Origin of the sequence: Chryseobacterium sp., assembly GCF_041914225.1 — a bacterium.
GTDB lineage: Bacteria > Bacteroidota > Bacteroidia > Flavobacteriales > Weeksellaceae > Chryseobacterium.
The window spans coordinates 1-7,231 of sequence record NZ_JAYSDT010000086.1 but is presented as its reverse complement, the minus strand read 5'-3'; the positions used below and the strand labels follow the sequence as shown (position 1 = coordinate 7,231).

At 34.8% G+C, this 7,231-nt stretch carries 2 protein-coding genes and 1 pseudogene; 1 reads left to right on the top strand and 2 read right to left on the bottom strand.

The features are described from left to right. Positions 1–223: pseudogene (locus ACE3RB_RS19455) on the top strand (hypothetical protein); the annotation flags it as partial. 269 nt (positions 224–492) lie between these two features. Here ACE3RB_RS19455 and ACE3RB_RS19450 read toward each other — a convergent pair. Both ACE3RB_RS19450 and ACE3RB_RS19445 read right to left on the bottom strand, forming a co-directional pair. After that, complete coding sequence (locus ACE3RB_RS19450) at positions 493–1,041, bottom strand: hypothetical protein (RefSeq protein WP_374465727.1); 549 nt, start codon at positions 1,039–1,041, stop codon at positions 493–495. A gap of 2 nt (positions 1,042–1,043) precedes the next feature. After that, complete coding sequence (locus tag ACE3RB_RS19445) at positions 1,044–7,184, bottom strand: RHS repeat-associated core domain-containing protein (RefSeq protein ID WP_374465726.1); 6,141 nt, start codon at positions 7,182–7,184, stop codon at positions 1,044–1,046. Positions 7,185–7,231 lie beyond the last annotated feature (47 nt).

Sequence of the window (7,231 nt, the reverse complement as noted above, 5' to 3'; positions counted from 1 at the left end):
GGAAGATTTCTATGCTCTGAAGCATTTGTTCTTAGATATATTAGATGGATTTAAACCTGACTCATTAGCTCCGGATTATATCGCTATACCGGATATTAATCTTGCAAAGACAGCGGCCAGTCATCGAACAGATGCTATCACAAAAGTTTACACTGTAGGAAAGAAAAAGAGGGAAAATGAGGCTTTAAAACAGGTGAGGCTTTGGATTGGTGAACGTTCTTAACTGATTAAAGTAGCTTGTAGGATATCTCTCAAAAGCCTTGTGGGAGTGTGTGTTGTTGGGCTAACAGCATATTGTTTCTTTCCAAAAAAACCGTCACTTAACTTGAAAAAAGTAAATGACGGTCAACTATTTTTAAACTTTGCTTAAACCGAACTCAGGTTAAGTTAAAAAGAATCTGGCACCCCAAGACTCTCCGTTAGATCGTTAAAATCAAGAGATTATTATCCTGATTCTCATATTTGTTAAATTATGGATATTGTAAGTTCTATTCAATTTATTTTACTTTTAAAATGTCCTCTAACATGATAAACAGAATTTTCTCTATCAATTTCTTCTTTTATTGTGAAATCAATTTTACCATAAATACTATCTCCTTTTATATAATTTTTCTTATCTAAAATCAAGTTTGGATTCTCAATACAATATTTTTTTTGAGGAACGTGATGATCGTCATTATAATCTTTTATAAAGACCTTATATTTGGTAGATAGTCTAATTATATTGATATTCGTTCCGCTATATCCATCACCAATATGAAAATTAATTTCTTGTATTGACTTTAATTTTTCCCATTCTCTAATATTACATTGCCAATAGACTGTGTCTGTGTCGTTTTCTACCAGAGAAAGATCTGTAGAAACTTGCTTTTTACCAAAATTTGAAAATGAAAAATATTTTTTTGTTTTTAACTCTTGTATCACTTCTGCTTTTATTCTCTTATCAATTTTTACATCATCAAGTTTATAAATAAATAATAACACTGTACAAAATGATGCAATTAGGAAAATAATTCCAAAATATTTTAATTTCTTTTTCATTGTTAAAATTTAAATGATTTTATTAGAGGCAAAAGCAATTTATCTAAATTAGGATTAGAATTTTGTAAAAATCTTTGAAAATAAAGAGATTTCATCCAATCGGCTTTATCTAACCATGAATTTTTATTAAATAAATCTATTGTCATTTTTCTTATCGAAACATGACCTTCGTAGTCTAAAATTCCCTGAAACACACCCATATTTTTGGTAACTGTTTGTGCTAATAATGCATACTTTGAGTTGTTTAAAACTACATGTCCTACCTCATGAGTTATTGTATCAACAAACTGCGACTTGGAGGCAAATGCTCTTTTTGCAAGATAGATATTATTTGAAGGTGTAGTTACTCCAAGAAGGTCGGCCTCAGCAACTTTTCTATCTATTCCCCATAAATTTTCCCACCAAGATTTCTTATAGAAGCCTCCGTTTTGTGCAATGCCATATCCTTCAGGAGCTTTAAGGTATACGTTCTCCACACCATAATTCCCTAATCCTCCATAAGCGTCCTGAAATTCATGTACAGTACTGTAAGCATATTTTACATTATCTGTTGAATTTCCTGAATCCCACACAGGACTATCAGATATCCTATATTCATGATTTCCTTTTGTAATATTAGCCGCATTTACCATTTTATCAATTCCCCAGCTAACGACTGCCACACCGCCACCGATTACCGCACCTTTCAGTACTCCTTCAAGGAAGTTTTGTCCGGTAAGTAAAGCTGTAACACCACCAGTTCCTGCACCTGCCAGTGCACCATTTCCTACCGTTCCCCAGAAACCACTGGCACTGAATACCTGTCCCAGTCCCCCGGAGACTCCTCCTGTGACTGCACCCATTAACAGCGCATTGGCAAAACCATTCCATGACCAGCTATTCATGACCAGTGCCTGTATCGCATACATCCCTGCACTGATCAGTGTTCCTACTGCTACTCCCCAAATTACTGGTGCTAAATAAGTTAAAAAGAATCCGGCAACCCAAAACTCTCCACTTGGATCATTAAACATCAGAGGATTATTCAATACATACCCATACTTGTTATAGTTTTGGGTATTGTAAGGATCCTGAATATTTTCATCTGCATTTAAGAATCTTCTCAGTAAAGGATCATACAGCCTTCCATTCATATGGATGATTCCTACCTCTGCAAAATGCTCATGGCTGGTATAGCCTCTTTCCAATAACAACGAAGTATTGTCAATTATATTTTTATCAGTGATAATAGCCCCATTTCCTATTTGTAAATGTGTGAAATTACCCCATGCATCGAAATGCCTTTGTTCTAATTTGTTTCCGGCTTCATCACTGATCGCCAGGATACTTCCGATATAATCTTTATGTAAGAATTTGTAAGAACCGTTACTCTCCGTAAAGTTTTTTAAATATACAATATTTGATTCATAAGGATTCCCTCCAATATAAAGAATGTGTTTTTCTTTTCCGGTTGTATTATCTTTTACCACTTCAAAGCTCCCATCCTCACTATAAAATTTCGTGAATTTACCTTCTGTATCATTGCTGAAATTTCCACCATACGTGACTTTCTGCCTCATTGAAGTTAATCCATATTGGAAGGCAACATCTCCTTTGATTCCATCAATGAATACAGGATCATTGTTCTCATTATAGGTAATGCTTTGGATCAGATCATTATTATAATTCTGTTCTCCAGCCGCATTTAATGTCATTCCTGTAGCCTGATAAATCTTAGCAGAATTTTCAAACTTAATTGTTCCTACCTGATCGTTTTGTGTAATTCTTCCTTTAATGTCATAAACATTTCTGTTAGATTGAGGTTTAACTCCCGTAACAGGATTGGTCCAGTTTACCAAACGGTTATTATCATCATAATCAAAAGATTCATTAATGTTAAAATCCCCTCCGGTAGTTCTACTCTTGAGTTCATTTTTGATCGCATCAAATGAATAAGATAATTGCAGGATACCTGGTTTTACCTGTGAAGAATGATTCACATTTGTCAAGAAACCATTCGTACCATAGGTATTGTTAATATCTGCTGCGCCTAGTCTGGATTTTAGTACCTGACCTTTGGCGTTGATTTCTTTGAGCTCCCACAATATCTTACCTGCTGACTTATCTTTAACCTGATACAACTCACCATTCCATGCACTGTACACATTTTCAATCTGAACTTTAGTAAGAACACCGGAAGAATAGAGTTGCTTTTCATAAGAGGTTACCCTTCCTTTATCGTCATAAGTAATTCCTTTTTGGATAAAATATTTCCCATTACTGCTTTCGGATGAAGATAAGAGCCTTCCCTGAGGGTCATACGAAACATTTGAGCTATAGGCTTTTCCTTTAGATGTTCCCGATTTGGAAATAATCCTTCCTTTATTATCGTATGAATACGAAATCAATTTATTGGTTGCCTGTCCTCCGTCTATTGTTGAAATCTCCTTCTGCGAGATGAGCTGACCTAAGTTATTATAGGTAAATTCTTTTGTTCCTTTTGGACTGATTGTTTTTTTCGGCTGTCCAAGTCCATCGTATTCATATTTGTAAATGCCATTGGAAGGATCGTTAAATTCTGATTTTCTACCCCAGGAGTCGTACTTAGTGGTCACAATATTTTCAGCATATTGTGCCTTTATTTGTTCTCCTGCCGCATTGTAAGTAAACTGGATTGTTCCACCTTTATCCGTGGAAGAACTTACATTGCCTAAGGCATCGGTAGTTTTTGATGTTGTTCTCCCATATCCATTTAGTTCTTTTACAGTAGATGTTAAACCTGAAACAGAGGTCTCCATTTGCTTCCCATTAAATGAAGTGGCTGTTATTTTAGCAGGAAAAACCGTGTCGTCATAAGCAATGGTATTAAATTGACTTGGACTTTGCCCGTCAAAGTAAGGCTCAGACTCTTTTATTTTTCTGCCCAGTAGATCATACCCAGTCTCCTGAGAGACAAATTGTCCCTGTCCAAATGCCTTAGTAGAGATTTTATATTCTTGTCCCAGCTTATTGGTATATTTTTTTGAAATATCTCCATCCGGATTATACTGTGTAACAGTGATATTAGAATTATCATCTCTTTCATACTTATAGGTAGTTGTGCCTCCAAGATTGGTTTTAGAGGTCAATAATTTTCCCCAGGCATCATAGGTATTAACAAGCGTATTTCCTAATGCATCAGTTTGCTTTTTTATCTGCCCCCAATCATTATATTCAATGCCTGTTTCTAATCCTAAATTATCTGTTTTCTTTACAACAAATCTTCCTTTAGGATCATACAGGGTTCCATTTGTTTGGGTTTGGGAGTCCACACTATTGCTGATTGTCTTCTCGGTAATATTTCCAAAACCATCATAATTGTATGTTTCAAGCAAATACCCTGTATTGTCGCGATTCCATGTTTTTAAGGTTTTTAATAGATTATTTTCATAGGTATATTCTTCTTTGGAAGATTTCGTATCACCGTAGGCAGAAATTTGCTCGGTCTTAGAACGTGGACGTCCCACAAAATAATCAGAACCTGCCGTTGCTATATTATGAATATATTCAAAATCGGAAGTGGTTACGGCATAACCATTATTTACATTGGTAAGAGTTTGTTTTGGAAGATAGTAATCTCCATAAATAATAGAGCTGTTTGTTATTGTACCACTAAGAAAGTCTTTTGTTTTAGTACTTTTTGGAACAGTAGCTGTAACAATCCTTGGCTTATCTGTATCAGAAACAGGAGTACTTACTACCTGTCCGTCTAATAATTTATAAGTATTATATATGGTTGATTTAAAACTTAATAACTGAGTATTGTTCTCAGAAATATCAGTTGGGAAAATGTTATTTTCATTAGTCGTTCTGATGCTCCATTCTTTTACCGGGGCACCATCAAAAAGAGGATCCATCTCTTCTCCAGACCAGATTTTGGTATTTTCAAAACCGTCAGCATACCATGACGAGCGGGCAGACTGATGATATCCCATCATGCCTTTGCCTTGTAAATGTCCTGTCATTCCTCTGTATCGGAAATCCTGCTTTCTGCCTTCTTGCCTAAGTTGTGATACTGCATAGGACTGATCTGCCCTACTTAATGAAAAATATGGGTAATATTCTTTTTTCACTTTTTGGTAGAAATTAGGAAGGGTCGGATTATTCGGAATCACTTCCATATAGTCTGCTGATGTAACGATACCTCCTTGCGTAATAGATTGTACTTGGGCTAATTTTCCTACGGGTGAAGGGGATTTTAGCTTATGCATTCTCTCTTTCCAGAATAATAGTACATCATAATAGTTGTTGTTGACTTTTACCTGTGAGGTGACGGGAGAGAATAAAGCAAATTCACTGGAACTGGTTACGTAATTATACCCTCCATAATTATAACTGGTATAAAAATCAGGACTTCCATTTGCCATAGCTCCATTAGCCGTATAAGCATCAATAGTATAGCCATAATATCTTTTAAGTATTAATCCGCTCGAATTTACTACACCCGCTTTATTAAAAGAGTTGATGTGTACAATATCTGATTTTCCATCCCTATTAATATCTGAGGTGGTGTAAAAATTCCTGTAAATATTAAAAGTAGGGTAATTACTGTTTTGAAAGTCATCTGGCTTTCTGTATTTCAAAAAATCTGTTTTTAAGATATTGGTAAACCCTTTTCCTGTCCCCATATAAAACCTCCAGTTATCTTTATCCTTGTTATCTGTTGTTGGGATCGTAAAGTCAAGGTTTCCATCACCGTTAAAGTCTCCAAACAACACAGGGTATTCCGATGCCTTTGTCTCGACTAAAGTACCTGTGAATTTTATCTTTTTAAGATATTGATTGGGAGCTGTTTTTATAAATTCAAATACAGTATAAGCGGTATTGGAGACGTCAATAATATCTACCTTCTTATCCCCATCTATATCTAAATATTGTTGTTTATAATAGGAATTTTCATTGATTCCTGAATCAACAGTATAGTTAGACAAAGGATTGTTGGGATTTTTTAAATCAACGATGAAGTTTCCTACAAATTCAGTGTAATTTTGCTGTCCATAACATGGACCTCCCTCTTCTAATCCTATTACAGGCTCTGTTCCATTACAGGGCTTTACAATCCATTCTGTTATTTTTTTGTTGATAGTTACAAATACATCTGAAATACCATCTCCATTAATATCTCCTTCATTAAATGAAGCCATATTCAAAACGCAACTTGTACTACCTATTCCCCCTCCCTGAGTACATGTTGGATCGATATAAACAACTTTTTCAAATACTTTAACAAAAGTATTGCTTCTGAATATATAACCTTCTACTTTGCCACCTTCATATTGAACAATCCCATTTCCATTATAAACTTGTCCTTCTTCATCGAGCAATGTAGTAACGACTTTTGCTTCTGTATTAAAAGTTTTACCTGTAGAAACATCAGTAAAGGTATTATTAAGTCCTCCAAGTTTTACTACACCATTATTCAGGGAGAAATCCAAATATCCGTCACCGTTAAAATCTCCTGTCAGCTTTACGTTTTCAAAGCTATCTACATTATTATCTGAAAACTCTAAAACAGGCTGGGTAGGAGCAGGATAAGTAAAAGCGACCGGATTAGCAGCTTTGTTTTCTGCATTGTACTCCGTTATCTTATCAACTGATTGATAATTTGTTCCATTTTTAACGTAATCAATTCCATATTTTTTAAATTGGATGCCATTGTAATTTACCTTAATTTCGGACAAAAGTTTATTTTGAGTATATCTTAATCCCTGTACATATGATTGTTCGATCAAGTCCCTGTCTATATAAGTAAATTCAATGCTGTTATAATGAGGTTTGTTTAATGTTTCATTTCCTCCCCATGTTATAGTGGATATTCTGGACACGCCACCATTAATACCCGCGGAACCAAGTGGTGTATATTCATAGTTGTATGTGATAAAGTTCCCTTGAGGATCTTTCCATTTTGTGATGTTATACTCCAATGCAGGGGTTGTATCTCCCATAAATCCTGTTGAAAATGTTTTCTCATATTTAGCTTGAGAACCATTTTCAAAAGTTACTTCCCAATAGTTAGGTCCTGAAATATTTAAACTATTTCCAATAGATTTTATTTTGATATTAGAATATTTCTCTGTCACATATTCTGCGCCATCTTTACCATATTCTCCAGATTTTAAAATCAATCGCTGACCATTAAAACTATAATAATCAGAATAATCCATTTGTACTG

What these genes read in the sequence shown, in the direction of transcription:
- ACE3RB_RS19450 (WP_374465727.1), bottom strand. Translation starts at nt 1,041, where the DNA reads ATGAAAAAGAAATTAAAATATTTTGGAATTATTTTCCTAATTGCATCA.